Annotated in this window: 19 protein-coding genes; 11 read left to right on the top strand and 8 right to left on the bottom strand. The window is 64.3% G+C overall.

The window, feature by feature from the left end:
• Positions 1-7 precede the first annotated feature (7 nt).
• Positions 8-442 carry an RrF2 family transcriptional regulator gene (locus tag ABIB78_RS19635; protein ID WP_429027530.1) on the top strand — a complete coding sequence of 145 codons (435 nt, stop codon included), beginning with the start codon at positions 8-10 and terminating at the stop codon, positions 440-442.
• 42 nt (positions 443-484) lie between these two features.
• On the opposite strand, the gene ABIB78_RS19630 is transcribed toward ABIB78_RS19635, so the two are convergent.
• Positions 485-1,252, bottom strand: a complete 768-nt coding sequence (locus tag ABIB78_RS19630) for an SET domain-containing protein (RefSeq protein WP_429027528.1) — start codon at positions 1,250-1,252, stop codon at positions 485-487.
• 193 nt (positions 1,253-1,445) lie between these two features.
• On the opposite strand from ABIB78_RS19630, the gene ABIB78_RS19625 reads away from it, so the two are divergent.
• Positions 1,446-2,018, top strand: a complete 573-nt coding sequence (locus ABIB78_RS19625) for a hypothetical protein (RefSeq protein ID WP_429027975.1) — start codon at positions 1,446-1,448, stop codon at positions 2,016-2,018.
• A gap of 22 nt (positions 2,019-2,040) precedes the next feature.
• On the opposite strand, the gene ABIB78_RS19620 is transcribed toward ABIB78_RS19625, so the two are convergent.
• Positions 2,041-2,766 (bottom strand): TetR/AcrR family transcriptional regulator, encoded by a 726-nt coding sequence (locus tag ABIB78_RS19620; RefSeq protein WP_429027526.1) that lies wholly within the window; start codon positions 2,764-2,766, stop codon positions 2,041-2,043.
• 112 nt (positions 2,767-2,878) lie between these two features.
• On the opposite strand from ABIB78_RS19620, the gene ABIB78_RS19615 reads away from it, so the two are divergent.
• The 4 genes from ABIB78_RS19615 (at position 2,879) to ABIB78_RS19600 (ending at position 6,137) form a co-directional block, all read left to right on the top strand.
• The gene (locus ABIB78_RS19615; RefSeq protein ID WP_429027523.1) at positions 2,879-4,282 is read left to right on the top strand and encodes a carotenoid oxygenase family protein; all 1,404 of its coding nucleotides are present in this window, start codon (positions 2,879-2,881) and stop codon (positions 4,280-4,282) included.
• Between the two features lie 294 nt (positions 4,283-4,576).
• Positions 4,577-5,152, top strand: coding sequence for a hypothetical protein (locus ABIB78_RS19610; RefSeq protein ID WP_429027521.1), 576 nt, complete (start codon positions 4,577-4,579; stop codon positions 5,150-5,152).
• 54 nt (positions 5,153-5,206) lie between these two features.
• Positions 5,207-5,761: an inner membrane-spanning protein YciB gene (locus ABIB78_RS19605; protein WP_429027519.1), complete on the top strand. Its 555-nt coding sequence runs from the start codon at positions 5,207-5,209 to the stop codon at positions 5,759-5,761.
• 79 nt (positions 5,762-5,840) lie between these two features.
• Positions 5,841-6,137: a hypothetical protein gene (locus tag ABIB78_RS19600; protein WP_429027516.1), complete on the top strand. Its 297-nt coding sequence runs from the start codon at positions 5,841-5,843 to the stop codon at positions 6,135-6,137.
• Between the two features lie 112 nt (positions 6,138-6,249).
• Here the strand turns inward: ABIB78_RS19600 and ABIB78_RS19595 are convergent, their stop codons facing one another.
• Together ABIB78_RS19595 and ABIB78_RS19590 are read right to left on the bottom strand one after the other, a co-directional pair.
• Positions 6,250-6,924 carry a DUF429 domain-containing protein gene (locus ABIB78_RS19595; protein WP_429027514.1) on the bottom strand — a complete coding sequence of 225 codons (675 nt, stop codon included), beginning with the start codon at positions 6,922-6,924 and terminating at the stop codon, positions 6,250-6,252.
• A 9-nt stretch (positions 6,925-6,933) separates the two neighbouring features.
• Complete coding sequence (locus tag ABIB78_RS19590; RefSeq protein WP_429027512.1) at positions 6,934-8,604, bottom strand: fumarate hydratase; 1,671 nt, start codon at positions 8,602-8,604, stop codon at positions 6,934-6,936.
• A gap of 231 nt (positions 8,605-8,835) precedes the next feature.
• Here ABIB78_RS19590 and ABIB78_RS19585 point away from each other — a divergent pair, with 231 nt between their 5' ends.
• A complete protein-coding gene (locus ABIB78_RS19585) occupies positions 8,836-9,153 on the top strand; it encodes a Kazal-type serine protease inhibitor family protein (RefSeq protein WP_429027510.1) in 318 nt (105 codons plus the stop codon).
• A gap of 102 nt (positions 9,154-9,255) precedes the next feature.
• Positions 9,256-9,717 (top strand): hypothetical protein, encoded by a 462-nt coding sequence (locus tag ABIB78_RS19580; protein WP_429027973.1) that lies wholly within the window; start codon positions 9,256-9,258, stop codon positions 9,715-9,717.
• A 4-nt stretch (positions 9,718-9,721) separates the two neighbouring features.
• Here the strand turns inward: ABIB78_RS19580 and ABIB78_RS19575 are convergent, their stop codons facing one another.
• On the bottom strand, positions 9,722-10,162 hold the full coding sequence (locus ABIB78_RS19575) for an SRPBCC family protein (RefSeq protein WP_429027509.1): 441 nt from the start codon (positions 10,160-10,162) through the stop codon (positions 9,722-9,724).
• Positions 10,162-10,488, bottom strand: coding sequence for an ArsR/SmtB family transcription factor (locus ABIB78_RS19570; protein ID WP_429027508.1), 327 nt, complete (start codon positions 10,486-10,488; stop codon positions 10,162-10,164). The genes ABIB78_RS19575 and ABIB78_RS19570 overlap by 1 nt, the downstream gene beginning before the upstream one ends.
• Positions 10,489-10,645: 157 nt before the next feature.
• On the opposite strand from ABIB78_RS19570, the gene ABIB78_RS19565 reads away from it, so the two are divergent.
• Positions 10,646-11,320: a methyltransferase family protein gene (locus tag ABIB78_RS19565; protein WP_429027505.1), complete on the top strand. Its 675-nt coding sequence runs from the start codon at positions 10,646-10,648 to the stop codon at positions 11,318-11,320.
• 9 nt (positions 11,321-11,329) lie between these two features.
• A complete protein-coding gene (locus ABIB78_RS19560; protein WP_429027502.1) occupies positions 11,330-11,689 on the top strand; it encodes a GFA family protein in 360 nt (119 codons plus the stop codon).
• A 116-nt stretch (positions 11,690-11,805) separates the two neighbouring features.
• Here the strand turns inward: ABIB78_RS19560 and ABIB78_RS19555 are convergent, their stop codons facing one another.
• Positions 11,806-12,513 (bottom strand): glutathione S-transferase, encoded by a 708-nt coding sequence (locus tag ABIB78_RS19555; protein ID WP_429027499.1) that lies wholly within the window; start codon positions 12,511-12,513, stop codon positions 11,806-11,808.
• 154 nt (positions 12,514-12,667) lie between these two features.
• Here ABIB78_RS19555 and ABIB78_RS19550 point away from each other — a divergent pair, with 154 nt between their 5' ends.
• The gene (locus ABIB78_RS19550; protein WP_429027496.1) at positions 12,668-12,904 is read left to right on the top strand and encodes a DUF3606 domain-containing protein; all 237 of its coding nucleotides are present in this window, start codon (positions 12,668-12,670) and stop codon (positions 12,902-12,904) included.
• Between the two features lie 58 nt (positions 12,905-12,962).
• Here ABIB78_RS19550 and ABIB78_RS19545 read toward each other — a convergent pair whose 3' ends face one another.
• Entirely contained in the window at positions 12,963-13,589 is a 627-nt protein-coding gene (locus ABIB78_RS19545) for a lectin (RefSeq protein WP_429027972.1), read from the bottom strand.
• Positions 13,590-13,624: the final 35 nt, after the last annotated feature.

Raw genomic sequence — 13,624 nt, 5'->3', positions numbered from 1 at the left:
GGCTTCCATGCGCCTGACGTCGTTCACGGATTTTGGGCTTCACGCCCTGATGCGGCTGGCCGGGGAGCCGGGGCGCTCATTTGCCACCAGCGAGATCGCGGCCGAGTTCGGCATTTCCCGCAATCACCTTGCCAAGGTGGTGCGGGACCTTGCCGAGGCCGGCTTCATCGCGACCCAGCGCGGCGCAGGCGGCGGGTTTTCGCTGGCGCGGCCGGCGGAGACCATCACCCTTGGGCAAGTGGTCCGCGCGCTGGAAGGCGGCAGCCCGCTGGTCGAATGCTTCAGGGATGACGGCGGAGATTGTGTGCGGCGGCCGCGCTGCCGGCTGAAGGCCCGGCTCGCGGCGGCCCGCGAGGCCTTCATGCGTGAGCTCGACGGAACCGCGCTCGCCGAATGCGCCTATCTGCCGCGCCCCGCGCGCCATCCGGGACGCGCATCATGATGACGACCTGCGGCCGAGATCGCAGGGGATCTGTTTCGGAGCTCAGGCTCGCAACACCCGCGTAGTGCCACGATTTGACGGGATCGACCGCTTGCCGGCCGCAGCAGTCAGGCTATGACCGTTCAGTGCCTTGCCGTTCCATGCCTCGCCGTTCAATGCCTCGCCGTTCAATGCCTTCGCGTTCAGCGCCTTGCCGTTCAGCGCCTTGCCGTTCAGAGCCTTGCCGTTCAGAGCGTTGCCGTTGGCGAGCTTGCCGCTTGCCCTTGCTTTCTTCGCCTTGGCCTTCGACCTCTGTCCAGCCCGCTCCCCGGCGAGCTTCTCGGCCTCACGCTTGGCTTTCCGCTCGGCCTTTTCCTTCAGCCGCAGCCGCTCCGCCCTCGCCTCCGCGCGCTTCTTCTTGCGCTTCCTCTCGCAGGCGTCGCACTTGCAGCCGATCGGCTTCAGATAGGCTTTGAAATAGTCGGTTCCGTAATCGTAGTTGATCTCGTCGCCCGGCTCGATGTCCTTGATGGCGCGGATGAACACCTTGCGCTTGCGCGGCTTGACGTCGGATTCCGCGTTCGGCCGGCAGGCATGGTTGATGTAGCGGGCGACGTTCTCGCGGATCGAGCCGTCGATGGTCCATCGGTTGGTGAGTTCGAACAGATATTTGTTCTCGATCGCGTCCTCATCCTTCTTCTTCGAGTCGAGCAACGGCCCGAAATAACGGATGATCTTGGTGCCCTTCTTGATCGGCTTGGTGGCGAAAAGGCCAAGGCCAGTACGGGAACGGCCGACACGATAGGGCTTTTGCGATGATGATGCGGGCATGACGATCGAGGCTAAGGCACGCAAGGTGCACGCGACAGAAGTTGCGAAGCCGCCCTTCTAGGACGATTCCGCGCGCCTGTCAGGTGTTTCCCGCATGTCTGTTGAACCTTCCCCAGATTGCATATGTCAGACACAAAGTAACGTCCGGATCGCAGGTTTCCCGATGAAATACCTTGCTTTTGCAACAGTCGTTATGGCGGTTGCCAGCGCAAATCCTGGTCAGGCTGCCTCCGGGACGATCAGCAGCAGTTATACGTCGACCGCCCCGAAGGCCTGCCGGATGATCGGCAAGCCCAACGAAGAGGACGGCAGCACCACGAGGGTCTGCCCGGGAAAATCCGGCCTTGTGGTGCTGATCAACGAGGGCGATCTGCGCGAAGTGGTCTCGGTGGGCCGAAACCGCGCGGCGGCGGCCAAGGAACCGGCGGCGCAGGCCTGGTTCGGCCCGTTCAGTTCGACCGGCGATATGGTCGAATGGCGTGCTGCCGGTAGCAAGCCCTTCGCGATCATCCAGCGCTGGCAGATCGCCGACAACAGCGAGCAGGACGAGAAAGGCAGTCCGGTCTCACGGGCGATGCTCGCTGTGACGCGGCTGCCGCCGGGCGAGGTCTGTCATGTCGCCTATGTCGACGTCGCGGCCATTCCCAACGCCAACGAGCTGGCGCGACAGGCCGCCGACGATTTCGCCCGCGATTTCAAATGCGGCGCGGACCAGGTGAAGACGATCGGCCAGAGCGGCCGCACCACGTCGCTGACGAAACGCTAGAACGCTGCAGGGGCAGCACCGGCTAGGACCGCGGCTGTCGGCTCGCCGACAACCGCAGCATCGCAGTCAGCAGCATTTCCACAGATGTGCCCTCGGGCGACCGGTCCAGAATCGTCTTGAGGCGTCCGTCGAGCAGGAGCATGGTAAAACCATGCACCAGCGACCAGGCGGACGCGATCGCGGCCGCCTGCTCCAGCGAAAGCGACTCCTTGGAAATCTGCTCGTGTCGGCTGGCACCGACGCCGCGGGTTAGCCCGGCGAACGAAGCCTCGGACGCCTCGTGCAGCGACGGCCGCGAATGATCGAGTCGCTCGCTGCGGAACATCAGCCCATACATGCCCGGATGCGCCTGCGCATAGGCGACATAAGCCTTGGCGCTCGCCATTCCCTTCTCGGGCGGCGTCGCCGCGGACGCATTCGCTGCCGCCATCGCTTCGCCGAACTGCCGGAAACCGATCGCAGCGAGTTCACTGAGCAGACCGGTGAGATCGCCGAAATGATGCGTGGGCGCGGCGTGCGATACGCCGGCCTCGCGCGCCACCGCGCGCAATGTCAGCCCCGGCAGCCCATCGCGTTCGAGCACGCGCTCGGCCGCCTTCAAGAGCGCCTCGTGCAGATCGCCGTGATGATACGGCGTGTCATTTGCCCGGCGCCGCGGCGCCGGTCGATCGGCGGCTGCACGCGCAACCCGTCGGGTCCGCGCCGGTGCCGGGCGAGCTGCCTTGTTTTCTCTGGATAATCTTGCCATGCGGCCCTTATATGTCGCAATTTTTACACTGTAAAGATTTTGCTTGACGATCGGTGGTGTCACCTTTACTGATATCTTTACGATGTAAAGATATCATGCAGGGAGATGCGGGATGCTCGACCAGGTGACATCGAACGCGGCGCGGACCAATCTGGCGCCGATCCCATTTGAAGCCGACGCGCCGTTCCTGAAGGTGACAGGCGAACTGCCGCGCGAGCTGAACGGCACGCTCTACCGCAACGGCCCCAATCCGCAGTTCGAGGCGCCGGGCGCCCACTGGTTCGTCGGTGACGGCATGCTGCACGCCTTCCATCTCGAGAACGGCCGCGCCAGCTATCGCAACCGCTGGGTCCGCACCCCCAAATGGCAGGCCGAGCACGATGCGGGCCGCGCCTTGTTCGGCGGCTTCGGCCGCAAGATGCCGGACGCGCCGGCAACGACCACGACCGATGGCGGCGTCGCCAACACCAACATCATCTTCCATGGCGGCCGCCTGCTCGCGCTCGAGGAAGGCCATCTGCCGACCGAGATCGAACCCGGCACGCTCAATCGCCTTGGCTATTGCGACTACAAGGGCGCGATCTCAGGCCCGTTCACCGCGCATCCCAAGATCGATCCGGTCACCGGCGAGATGGTGTTCTTCGGCTACAACGCCGCGGGCCCGCTGACGCCGGCGCTGTCGTTTGGTGCGGTGAGTTCGTCCGGCGTGGTGACGCGCTTCGAACGCTTCGAGGCGCCCTATGCCAGCATGGTGCACGACTTCATCGTCACCGAGAACCATGTGCTGTTTCCGATCCTGCCGATCACGGGCAGCATGCAGCGCGCGATGCGCGGTCAGGCGCCTTACGCCTGGGAGCCGGAGAAAGGCGCCTATGTCGGCGTGATGAAGCGCAGCGGCGCCTCGAAGGACATCATCTGGTTCCGCGCCGAGACCTGCTACATCTTCCACGTCATGAATGCGTGGGAAGACGGCAACCGCATCATCGCCGACGTGATGCAGTTCGAGGAAGCGCCGCTGTTCAACCATCCCGACGGCTCGCCGACCGACCCGCGAAAGAACCGGGCGCGCTATTGTCGCTGGACCTTCGACCTCGCCGGCAATACCGACCGCTTCACGCAGACCTATCTCGACGACCTCACCGGCGAATTCCCCCGCGTCGACGATCGCCGCGCGGGACTTGTGAGCAATCACGGCTGGTACGCCTGCGCCAACCCGGATCTGCCGATGTTCGGCGCGCTGTCGGGCATCGTGCATGTCGACGGCAAGGGTAAACGGCTCGGCCACTATCTCCTGCCCGCCGGCGACACGATCTCCGAGCCCGTGTTCGTCGAGCGCAGCGCGGACGCCGCGGAGGGCGACGGGTGGTTGCTCGCGGTGGTGTGGCGCGCCCGCGAAAATCGCAGCGACCTCGCCGTGTTCAACGCGCAAGATGTCGAGGCTGGTCCAGCGGCGCTGGTCCATCTCGGCCACCGCGTGCCGGATGGATTCCACGGCAATTGGGTGGGAGCGGCGTAGCTGCCCGTCCATTTCCGACTCATGGCGCGAACACCTGTCCTTCGTCATGCCCGGCCTTGTGCCGGGCATCCACGTCTTCTGCGCCGCTGGCGGGAAAGACATGGATGGCCGGCCCAAGCCCGGCCATGACGACGTGAGAAGAGAAGCCCCTTCAAGGCCGCCACATCGATTTGAAAAGGCGTTTGTTTTCGTCTCAGCTTCACGATTTTGACACTGTAAAGATTTCGCTTGACGCCTCCCCTACCTGCCTCTAGGGTATCTTTACGATGTAAAGATAAGCCGATGAGGCTCCCAATGACGATCTTCCTGATCCTCGCTCCCTACGGTGCCTTCGCCACGCTGATGCTGGTGACCTCGGCCACGGTGAGCCTGCTCTGTGCCGCACTGATCTGCCTTGCCGTCATTGCGTTCGATATCGCGCGCGGCCGCAGCATCAAGATCCTCGGCGTCGGTTCGGTGATCGTATTCACCGCGGTCGGCCTCTATCTCACCTTCGTCGATGCGACGCCGAGCACCATCGCGGTGAAGATCGCCGTCGATGCCGGCATCCTGCTGGTGTCGCTCGCCTCGATCCTGATCGGACATCCCTTCACGCGGCAATATGCGCTCGAACAGGTCGATGCCGAGACCGCGAAGCAGCCTGGCTTCATCCATGCCAACTACCTGATCACCGGCGGCTGGACCGCCGCGACGCTGTTGATGTTGATCGGCAACGTCGCGGTGCTCTATGTCCCGGCCCTGCCGCTGTGGACCGGCCTCTTGATCGCCTTCGCCGCGCGCAACGCCGCGGTGTGCTTCACCCGCTGGTATCCGCAACATCGCGCGGCCAAGGACGGGACGCCGCCGGCCGGCGCGCTGCCGTCACGCTAGACGTTGCCATATCAACATCACAACGATCATCCCGAGGAAACGGACACCACGACGATGAAGAGCGTATTTGCCAGGCTCGCGAGCGACTTCCTCTCCACCATCGTGTTCCTGTTGGTCTATCTCGCCACCGACAATGTCCTGATCGCCACCAGCGTTGCGATCGCTGGCGCGATCGCGCAAGTGGTCTATGCGCGCGTGAAGGGACAGGCGCTCGGCTACATGACCTGGGCGAGCCTGGGGCTCGTCATCGTGCTGGGCGGCGCGACGCTGCTCACCAACGATCCGCGCTTCGTGCTGGCGAAGCCCGCGATCGGCCACATCGCGATCGGCGCGATCATGCTCAAGCGCGGCTGGATGCTGCGCTATTTGCCGCCGATCGTGACCCAGACCATTCCGGAATACGCCACCCTCGCCGGCTATGCCTGGGCCGGGCTGATGTTCATCCTCGCTGCCGGCACGATCGCGATCGCGGCGACTGGCGACATGAAGCTGTGGGCGCTCTACGTGTCGGTGGTGCTGGTCGGCGCCAAGATCGCCGCGTTCGCGATCCAGTATGTCGCGTTCCGCTTCCTGATCGGAAACCGCCTGCGCACCGCCGCCCGCGCCTGATCGCCGCAGCCGCGAACTAGGCGGGCGCAGCAAGATGGGCTATACCGCCTGCTCGCTTGCATCTCGAGGGGAGACATCAATGGCGGTGGACGGAAACTGGAATCTCACGATGACGACGCCGATGGGCGAGCGCAAGGCGACGCTGTCGCTGGCGAGCTCCGGCGGCACGCTCACCGGCACGCAGGGCGCCGAGGGCAACTCCACCGAAATCTTCGACGGCACCGTGAACGGCGACGACGTCGCCTGGAAGGTTTCCATCACCAACCCGATGCCGCTGACGCTGGAATTCACCGGCACGGTCGCAGGCGACGGCATCTCCGGCGAGATGGGCATTGGCCCGATGGGCAGCTTCCCTTTCACCGGCACGCGGGCGTAAGCGCCCTATCCAGAGCATTTTCGGTTCTGATCGAATCAAAACCGATGCTCTAGCTTTTTGTTTTGACGCGTTTTCTTCACGCGAACCGGTGTCCACTTCGCTCGAAAACGCTTTAGAACCAGATCTGCATCGGCAGATCATGCGCATCCAGCGGCTGTGGTCCCTCGGGGACGCAGCCGCTCGGTTGATGAGCGGCGAGCGCCACCGCGCAGGCATCCAGCACGTCGTCGCGCTTTGCGCCGCTGCCGATCCGCGCCTCGACGAGCCACCGATCGATTTCGCGAACGCCTGCCCGCTTGAGCAGCCTGCAGCGGAGCGCATCGCCCTCCTCCGATTTCTTGCGCGGCAAAGGCTCGCCGCCGTTCAGCCGCAGGAACACCAATTCGGGATGCACCTCGCGGATGTCGCGCGCGGCATTCGCACGGACGAACGCGTCGACCTCCATGATCTTCGGCCCGATGTGCCAGAGCTGGCGCGAGACGCGGCTCTGGCCGCGGCGGAGCGCTTCACGGTTTGCCGCGTCCGGATCGCGAAACTCCTGCCACAGCCAGCGCCGCGCGCCAGTGAAGACGCGCGAGCTGTGCGGGCGCAGGCGCTCGCGGGCGAGACGGTCACACGCGCGCTCGCCATCATCGGTCATGCCGATCGGGATATCGATCCCGGCACGATCGAACGGACGCGCCAGCGCGTCCGCAACATCGCTGTGAAAGGAAATCGTGCGCCGGTCGCCGTCGATGGTGACGGCGACCCAGCCCCTGGAGAATCCGTCGAGGCCTGTCGCCCTCAACCCGGATCCTCAACCGAGGTTCAATTCCTTGAAGAAGTCGTTGCCCTTGTCATCGATAATGATGAAGGCCGGGAAGTCGACCACCTCGATGCGCCAGATCGCTTCCATGCCGAGCTCGGGATACTCGACCACCTCGACCTTCTTGATGCAGTGCTCGGCAAGGTTCGCCGCCGCACCGCCGATCGAGCCGAGATAAAAGCCGCCGTGCTTCTTGCAGGCCTCGCGCACCGCGACCACCCGGTTGCCCTTGGCGACCATCACCATCGATCCGCCGGCAGCCTGGAACTGGTCGACGAAGGAGTCCATGCGACCGGCCGTGGTCGGGCCGAACGCGCCGGAGGCGTAGCCATCGGGCGTCTTGGCCGGGCCAGCGTAGTAGACCGGGTGGTTCTTGAAATAGTCGGGCAGCGGCTCGCCCTTCTCAAGGCGCTCGCGCAGCTTGGCGTGGGCGGAATCGCGCGCCACGATCATGGTGCCGGTCATCGAGACGCGGGTCTTGATCGGATACTGCGACAGAGTCGCCAAAATCTCCTTCATCGGCTTGTTGAGGTCGATCTTGACGACCTCGCCGCCCAGCGACTGCTCGACCGCGGGCAGATACTGCGCCGGATTGTGCTCGAGCTCCTCGAGATAGACGCCGTCCCTGGTGATCTTGCCCAGCACCTGGCGGTCCGCCGAGCAGGACACGCCGAGCCCGATCGGCAGCGAGGCGCCGTGGCGCGGCAGGCGGATCACGCGCACATCGTGGCAGAAATACTTGCCGCCGAACTGCGCGCCGACCCCGAGCGACTGCGTCATCTTGAGGATTTCCTGCTCCATCTCGAGATCGCGGAACGCGTTGCCGTCGGCCGAGCCGTGGGTCGGCAGCGCGTCGAGATAGCGCGCCGAGGCAAGCTTCACGGTCTTCATGCAGAGCTCGGCGGAGGTGCCGCCGATCACGATCGCCAGGTGATAGGGCGGGCAGGCCGCGGTGCCGAGCGTCAGCACTTTCTCCTTCAGGAACGCCAGCAGCCGATCCCTGGTCAGCACCGATGGCGTCGCCTGGAACAGGAAGCTCTTGTTGGCGGAACCGCCGCCCTTGGCCATGAACATGAACTTGTAGGCCGAATCTATTTCCGAAGAGCCGCCCTCGGCGTAGATCTCGCACTGCGCCGGCATGTTGTTGGCGGTGTTCTTCTCTTCATACATCGACAACGGCGCGACCTGCGAGTAGCGCAAGTTCCGGCGCAGATAGGCATCGCGCGCGCCCTCGGAGAGCGCCGCCTCGTCGTCGCCGTCGGTGATGACGTTGCAGCCCTTCTTGCCCATGATGATCGCGGTGCCGGTGTCCTGGCACATCGGCAGCACGCCGCCGGCGGCGATGTTGGCGTTCTTGAGGAAGTCGAAGGCGACGAACTTGTCGTTGTCGCTCGCTTCCTTGTCCTCGAGGATCGAGCGCAACTGCTTCAGGTGCCCTGGCCGCAGATAGTGGTTGATGTCGCCAAACGCAGCCTCGGAGAGCGCCCGCAGCGCCTCCCGCGACACCACGAGCGTGTCCTTGCCCAACACCTTCTCGACCCGGACGCCCTCGCTCGTCACCTTCTTGTAGGGGGTGGTATCAGCACCAAGCGGGAACAGCGGGGTGTGCTTGTAGGGTGGAACGGGCTTCTGCTGGTCGGGGAAGGCGGTGGGGGCGTTCATGGGCTGCTCTTTGGGCTGCTCGTCGGTTCGAAAGGCCGGTGCGGGCGCAGGGCCGCCGGCAATGTAGAGCCGTTCTAAGCCTTTTTCGGACAAAGAAAAGGGAAGCCGGCCGTCTTCCAGCCATGCGCAGGACCGGCAATCCACGTGCTATGTTTCATCTCTCCGTAATCTCAGGTTGCCACAACGCAGAACGACCCGCGAAACGGCCAGGAAAGCCATCAGGAGGCCTTCATGAAGACAGCGCTTTTCGTCTGGTTCGCGGCGCTGGCCTTGTTGATCCTCGTCCCGACCGACGCCGATGCGGCCCGTCTCGGCAGACCGTGCGGCGGCCTTGCCGGCGTGCAATGCAGCCGTGGCGGCCAGTTCTGCCAGTTCAAACAAGGGCAATGCGGACGGGCCGACCAGACCGGTACCTGCGCGTTCCGGCCGACGATCTGCAACAAGATCTTCAAGCCGGTGTGCGGCTGTGACGGCAAGACCTATGGCAATGATTGCGAGCGCCGGGCCGCCGGGGCCTCCAAGGCGCAGGACGGCAAGTGCGCATCCTGACGGCGCCGTATTGACGCGCTCCGCGGGAGCCTGCATGTAGCTTCGCGTATTTTCGTACCGCGGGGGTATTTCGTGACAGCACCGTTGCGCCGACGCTTGCCATTGGGCATCCGCTCCAACTTGCCAGCCGCGCTGATCGCGCTGGCGACGGCGTTCGCCGCAGCGCCTGCGCATGCAGATCCCTGCGAGGACATCGCAAAGCAGCTCGCCGGCCAGATCGACGGGCTGAAGGTCAATTTCAGCGCCGCCAACATCACCTACCTGACACACCCGGCGGCGAAGGAATTGTCGCTCGGCTGTCGCGGCAAGGACTATTCGATCGAGCTCTATGCCAAGACCGACCGCAAGATGAGGCCGGAGTTCTTCAACCTGGTCGGCTCGGCCGCAGCGCTGGTCTTCACCTTGCCGAAGGACGACACCGTCACCGGCACGTCGCGCTGCTTGAAGCGCATGGGCATCTTGCGCGGCAACACCATCACGATGCGCTATCGCCGCCTCAACCTGGAGTGCACGCGCACCAGGACCGACGCCTCGATCACAGTGCGGCGCGGCAAGAACGAGTGATCCGTCAAGCTTCGGCAGCGACCCGTCCGATCGCATCGACGATCTTGCCCCAACCTGGGCTCATCATGTCGAACGCGTAGCGGTTGCCGGGGAAGACGAAGCCGCCATGCACCATGCGGACCTGCGTGCCGCCCTCGACCGGCGTCAGCGTCCAGGTGACCACCGAGTCGAGCTTCGAGCCGTAGTCCGGATTGGTGTCGGCGCCACCCTTCCAGGAATAACGCAGCAGGCGCGGCGGATCGCAATCCAGCACCTCGCAATGCACGACGCCGTCCCAATCGCCCATCGGCTTGGTGCGGAAATTGAACCGGTGTCCGACGTCCGGCTGAAAATCGTTCGGCATCAGCCATTTCATCAACAGGTCGCTCGTGGTCAGTGTCCGCCAGATCTTGTCGGCGGCATAAGGCAACACCTTCTCGACCGTGATCGCGTGCGTCTCACCCATTACTCACTCTCCTTCAACAGCCGTTCCAGATTTGCGAAGCGCTCGGCCCAGAACGTCTCGTAATGGCCGAGCCAGTCGATCAGCGGGCCGAGCCCCTTTGGCGCGACGCGATAATGGATATGCCGGCCGTCGCGCCGCTCGGCGACGAGCCCGGCATCGCGCAGCGCGCGCAGATGTTGCGACACCGCCGGCTGCGACACCTTCGAGCCCTGCACCAGCCCGGTCGCGGCGACCTCGCCTTCCCGGATGATCCGCTCGAACACCGCGCGCCGCGTCGGGTCCGCGAGGGTCTTGAGCACGTTGGTCAGCTGCATGGCGGCGGTCATGCCGACATATAAGCAATTGCTTATACGATTGTCAATGCAGAGGTACAATCCGGTCGCGACGCAGGAACGCCTCGCCTGCTCCGAAAGTTGATGACTGCGGCCGCATGCTTGCCGGAAAAAGGGCGCGATAATCGCGGCTGGAATCGCGGAGCCGCCCATGATCGCAAAGCTCCTCCTGCAGAACACCTTCTTCGTCATCGCCATGGCCGCGCTGCTGTTTGCCTTCGCCGGCACGCTGCACTGGCCCGGCGCGTGGGCCTATCTGATCGCCTCGGCGATGATCGGCCCTGCCTGCGGAGTGTGGCTTGCCAGGGTCGATCCCGGCCTGCTGGCCGAGCGCATGCGGCTCACCGCGCGTGAGGGCCAGCCGACCGAGGACAAGCGCTTCATGCTGGTGTTCCTGATCGTTGCCGTGCTGTGGTTCGTCGCGATGGGCCTCGATCGCCGCTTTGGCGGCGCCAATGCCGGCGCGCCGCTGATCGTGCTCGGCCTCGTGCTGTATCTGGTCTCGACCGTGCTGATCCTCTGGGTATTCCGCACCAATTCGTTCGCCGCGCCGGTCGTGAAGGTGCAGACCGAGCGCGACCATCACGTGATCTCGACCGGTCCCTACGCGCTGGTCCGCCATCCCATGTATACGAGCGTGATGCTATTCTTCATCGGCGTGCCGCTGACGCTGGGCTCCTGGTGGGGCCTTGCCTTCGTGCCGGTGTTCTTCGTGATGTTCGCGATCCGCACCCGGATCGAGGAGCGCACGCTGGTGGCGGGACTGTCAGGCTATGCCGATTACGCGGCACGGGTGCGCTATCGCCTCGTGCCCGGACTGTGGTGAGGGACGATCATGGCAGAGACCAAGACCTACACCGGCGGCTGCCATTGCGGCCAGGTGCGCTTCGAATGCACCACCGACATGGCCATGGTTACCGCCTGCAACTGTTCGATCTGCACCAAGAAGGGCCTGCATTTCGTGTTCATGCCGCCATCGAGCTTCCAGCTTCGCGCCGGCGCCGAGAACCTCAAGGAGTATCTCTTCAACCGCCACGCGATCCGCCACCAGCTCTGCGTCGATTGCGGCGTCGACGTGTTCGCGCGCGGCAAGAAGCCCGACGGCTCGGACATCGTGGCGCTGAATGTCAGCTGCATCGACGGCATCGATCTGTCGAAGATCGCGATGACGCCGGTGGACGGAAGGAACAGGTAGCGCGCTGCCACAACACTCCGTCATGCCCGGGCTTGATCCGGGCATCCATCTTACTTGGCAAGAAAGACGTGGATGGCTGGGTCAAGCCCGGCCATGACGATGGCGACGCGCGGCAATCACAAATCCAGCGCCTTGTAGCGCCGGAAAATCCCCTCCTCGTTGAATGGGATCCGCCGCTCGCTGGCGAGATAGGCCTTGATGTTCGGCCGCTCGGCGACGCGATCGCGCAGCGCGATCAGGCGCGGGATCTTCTTCTCGAATGCTGCCATCCGCTTCGGAAACGCATAGCGCAGGCCTTCCACGATCTGGAACAGCGACAGGTCGGCGTAGGTCAGCCGGCGGCCGGTAACGAAGGTGCCGCCGTTCGCCGCGAGCAGGTCCTCGAAATAGCCGAGATATTTCGGCACCCGCGACGCCCAGAATTCCTCGGTGCGCTTCTTCGCCGGCGCCTTCTGGTCCTCGTAATACAGCGACGGCCCGAGCGGATGATGGGTGTCGTGGATCTCCAGCACGAAGTCCGCGATCGTCAGTTGCAGCTCGTGCACCCAGAGCTTTCCCGCCTCCGCCTTCGGCGCCAGGCCGTGGCGCGCGCCGAGATAGAGCAGGATGTTGGCGGTCTGCCCGATCACGAGACTGCCGGCCTTGAGGAACGGCGGCGCAAAGGGCGGCGTGCCCTTGTGCGCATCCATCATCTTCATCATGGCGCCCGTGCCGCCCTTGCCGCGCGCGACATCGGTGTAGCCAGCGCCCGCATCCTCGAGCGCGAGGCGGACATATTCGCCACGGCCCTGAATCATCGGCCAGTAGTAAAGCTGATAGTGCATGCACTTACCTCCACAAACTTCAACGCGTCGCTTCGGTTCACGTCGATCGTAGCCGCTTCACGGTCAGACCGTCCATCGTGCACGGGGCCGCCTGTCCGAACTGCGCGCGGACTGCTAAGGTTCCGACGTCGAATCTTCGATGAAGGATCATCTGATGGCGGACAGCAGGAAGAAGCGGGGCGGTGCAGATCGGGCTCTGATCGCGTTGAGCGAATCCTACGAAGTTGCGTACTGGTCCAAGAAGTTCAAGGTGACCCCTGCCCGGCTCAAGACCGCGGTCGCCGCCGTCGGACATTCCTCGAAGAAGGTCGAGGCATACTTCGCGACGAAGAAGAAAACCGCAAAGAAAAAGAAGACCGCCAAGAAAACCGTCAAGCGCAAGAAGAGCTGAGCGCGCTCGCGAGACAATGAGCGGCGGCGACGCCGCTCAAGCCTCGTTCGTTATCCCCTCAGTTCGCCGCGAAGCAGTACAGCAGGCCGTCGCCGCCGGTGCTCTTCAGATCGGCCTGCGAGCAGCCGCCGTCGGGGCCACGCGAGGGATGTGACGTGTTCCAGGATTTTGACGGCTCGTCGTCGCGCAGGCCCTTGCGGTCGAAATGCCCGACCATGGCGGCGCCTTGCGTGCTGCTTGTCCAATTCTTGCACGTGCGGTCCTCGCCAGCCGCAAACGCCGTACCATCTGCCTGCGATCCCGTCAGCACGTCGTGACGGTTCGGCGTGTCGCCGGCCCCATTGATGACTTCGCCCTTCTCGGACAGAGCGGTCTGCTTGGTGAGATTGTTGCCGGCGCTGTGCAGATCGGCGACGTCCTTGGCGACCACGACGCCCTTGACATTCTTCCACGGTCCCTTGCCGATGCGATCGCGTGCGTTCACCGCCACCTGTCCGTCAGCCGCCTGGGTCGAGAGATAGGCGCGCCAGGTCTTCGGTGCACCGAAACCCGCGGCCTGCGCCAGGGTCTGGCAATGATTGTCGGCGCCGGCGAGGCCGCCGAGGTTGCCGCCATTGCCGATGCCGTTGCTGGTCACGAAGAAGCTGGTGTCAGCGGTCTGCGCCGCTGCCGGCGGCCCGGCCATCACGACGAACGCAAGACAGGCGGGAACCGCGATAC

Origin of the sequence: Bradyrhizobium sp. I1.14.4 (assembly GCF_050435825.1) — a bacterium.
Lineage (GTDB): Bacteria > Pseudomonadota > Alphaproteobacteria > Rhizobiales > Xanthobacteraceae > Bradyrhizobium.
This window is presented reverse-complemented; position numbering and strand designations above follow the sequence as displayed.

Coding starts and splice junctions, on each gene's coding strand:
- ABIB78_RS19635 (WP_429027530.1), top strand. CDS start 8: ATGCGCCTGACGTCGTTCACGGATTTTGGGCTTCACGCCCTGATGCGG.
- ABIB78_RS19630 (WP_429027528.1), bottom strand. CDS start 1,252: ATGCCCGCATCATCATCGCAAAAGCCCTATCGTGTCGGCCGTTCCCGT.
- ABIB78_RS19625 (WP_429027975.1), top strand. CDS start 1,446: ATGGCGGTTGCCAGCGCAAATCCTGGTCAGGCTGCCTCCGGGACGATC.
- ABIB78_RS19620 (WP_429027526.1), bottom strand. CDS start 2,766: ATGGCAAGATTATCCAGAGAAAACAAGGCAGCTCGCCCGGCACCGGCG.
- ABIB78_RS19615 (WP_429027523.1), top strand. CDS start 2,879: ATGCTCGACCAGGTGACATCGAACGCGGCGCGGACCAATCTGGCGCCG.
- ABIB78_RS19610 (WP_429027521.1), top strand. CDS start 4,577: ATGACGATCTTCCTGATCCTCGCTCCCTACGGTGCCTTCGCCACGCTG.
- ABIB78_RS19605 (WP_429027519.1), top strand. CDS start 5,207: ATGAAGAGCGTATTTGCCAGGCTCGCGAGCGACTTCCTCTCCACCATC.
- ABIB78_RS19600 (WP_429027516.1), top strand. CDS start 5,841: ATGGCGGTGGACGGAAACTGGAATCTCACGATGACGACGCCGATGGGC.
- ABIB78_RS19590 (WP_429027512.1), bottom strand. CDS start 8,604: ATGAACGCCCCCACCGCCTTCCCCGACCAGCAGAAGCCCGTTCCACCC.
- ABIB78_RS19585 (WP_429027510.1), top strand. CDS start 8,836: ATGAAGACAGCGCTTTTCGTCTGGTTCGCGGCGCTGGCCTTGTTGATC.
- ABIB78_RS19575 (WP_429027509.1), bottom strand. CDS start 10,162: ATGGGTGAGACGCACGCGATCACGGTCGAGAAGGTGTTGCCTTATGCC.
- ABIB78_RS19570 (WP_429027508.1), bottom strand. CDS start 10,488: ATGACCGCCGCCATGCAGCTGACCAACGTGCTCAAGACCCTCGCGGAC.
- ABIB78_RS19565 (WP_429027505.1), top strand. CDS start 10,646: ATGATCGCAAAGCTCCTCCTGCAGAACACCTTCTTCGTCATCGCCATG.
- ABIB78_RS19560 (WP_429027502.1), top strand. CDS start 11,330: ATGGCAGAGACCAAGACCTACACCGGCGGCTGCCATTGCGGCCAGGTG.
- ABIB78_RS19555 (WP_429027499.1), bottom strand. CDS start 12,513: ATGCACTATCAGCTTTACTACTGGCCGATGATTCAGGGCCGTGGCGAA.
- ABIB78_RS19550 (WP_429027496.1), top strand. CDS start 12,668: ATGGCGGACAGCAGGAAGAAGCGGGGCGGTGCAGATCGGGCTCTGATC.
- ABIB78_RS19545 (WP_429027972.1), bottom strand. CDS start 13,589: ATGGCCGGGCCGCCGGCAGCGGCGCAGACCGCTGACACCAGCTTCTTC.